Below are 1,692 nucleotides of genomic sequence, written 5' to 3'. Positions count from 1 at the left end.
AAAATCATACGACAATAACATCCAGGTTATTATCATATCAGCTCAGGAAAAAATAGGTACAGCTGTTGAGCTACTAAAGTTAGGTGCTTACGATTACATTATTAAGGACGAAGAGACTAAGGATCGCTTATTAAACACAATTAATAATGCGAGACAGAATATTTCACTAATTAAAGAAATAGATCACCTCAAACAGGAAATCAGCGAGAAGTATGAGTTTGACAAAAGTATTGTAGGTAATAGTGCACCGCTAAAAAAGGTTTTTAGCTTACTAGAAAAAGCCGTAAAGACCAACATTACTGTAAGTGTAACCGGAGAGACAGGTACTGGTAAAGAACTGGTAGCAAAAGCCATTCATTACAATTCTAAAAGAAAAAAGAAGCCTTTTGTAGCGGTAAATATAGCTGCAATCCCCTCTGAGCTTATGGAAAGTGAGCTTTTCGGACATGAGAAAGGAGCGTTTACCGGGGCTAATACCAGAAGAGTTGGGAAATTTGAAGAAGCGGAGGGAGGAACTTTATTCCTAGACGAAATTGGTGAGATGGATCTTAATCTACAAGCTAAACTCCTGCGTGTCTTACAAGAGAGAGAACTTACCAGAATAGGTGGGAATGACATCATCAAGCTTGATATTAGATTGATAGTGGCCACCCACAGAGACTTGGCTGAAGAAGTAAAAGAAGGCAACTTCAGAGAAGACTTGTATTACAGGTTGCTGGGGCTTCCTGTACACCTCCCACCCTTGCGTGACCGCGGCAAAGACATTGTAATTTTAGCAAAATTCTTTCTTGAGAAATTTTCTAAAGACAATGATTTAAAACCTTTAAAACTAGCTCCTGAAACACAGGAAAAATTAATGAATTACCCCTATCCGGGTAATGTCAGAGAACTCAGGTCTGTCATAGAGCTTTCTGCAGTGATGGCAAACGATGATTTAGTCCAACCAGAAGACATTAATTTTAACAGTATATCCAAAGAAGCTAATTTCCTTTTTGAGGAGATGACTTTGAGAGATTATACTTTCAAAATACTAAGGCATTATCTTAATAAATATGATGATAATGTACTACAGGTAGCTAAAAAGCTAGACATCGGCAAGTCGACAATATACAGGTACCTTAAAGAAATGGAGGAAGAGACTACATAAATGAAACCAGAGAGTTTACAACAATATGTAAAGGAAGGGTTATTTTACAAAGCTGTTGTAGAAGATGGCTCAGACATTATTTTCATTGTAGATTACGAAGGGAATATCCTTTACCACAACCCCTCTGTTGAAGAGACACTAGGACATGCCCCAGGCAGTCTCATTAATCAAAATTTTTTCGACTACATTGAGCCCGAGACACTATCTGCACTACACAAAGAATTTAAAAAAAGTACTACCAAACCCTATGACGAGAGTATTGAATTTAGATTTCTATCTAGAGACGGTGCTTATCGATATTTAGAGTTTAACTCTATAAACCTTAAACATAAAGAAGGGTTTGAAGGCTTAATACTCGACTGTCGTGATATTACGCAGCGTAAAAAAGACGCTGAAGAATTATTACGCGCCCAAAGAGCTAAGGAACAATTTCTGGCCAACATGAGTCACGAAATCAGAACTCCGATTAATGGTATCGCTGGCATGGCCAATCTATTATCTGCCACCACATCAGACGAAGATCGTGATAAATATATAAGTGCTAT

2 protein-coding genes are annotated in these 1,692 nt (G+C 37.7%); both read left to right on the top strand.

Going from position 1 to position 1,692, the window contains the following annotated elements:
* Positions 1 to 1,147 (top strand): sigma-54-dependent transcriptional regulator (locus tag E1176_RS03650; RefSeq protein WP_155209215.1); only part of this gene is annotated, 1,147 nt, incomplete at its 5' end.
* Positions 1,148 to 1,692: PAS domain S-box protein (locus E1176_RS21230; RefSeq protein WP_155209214.1), on the top strand; the 545-nt coding region annotated here is incomplete at its 3' end.

It is taken from the genome of Fulvivirga aurantia (assembly GCF_009711475.1).
GTDB lineage: Bacteria > Bacteroidota > Bacteroidia > Cytophagales > Cyclobacteriaceae > Fulvivirga > Fulvivirga aurantia.
Note: the sequence above shows the minus strand (reverse complement) of the source record. Positions and strands in the feature narration are given on the sequence as shown.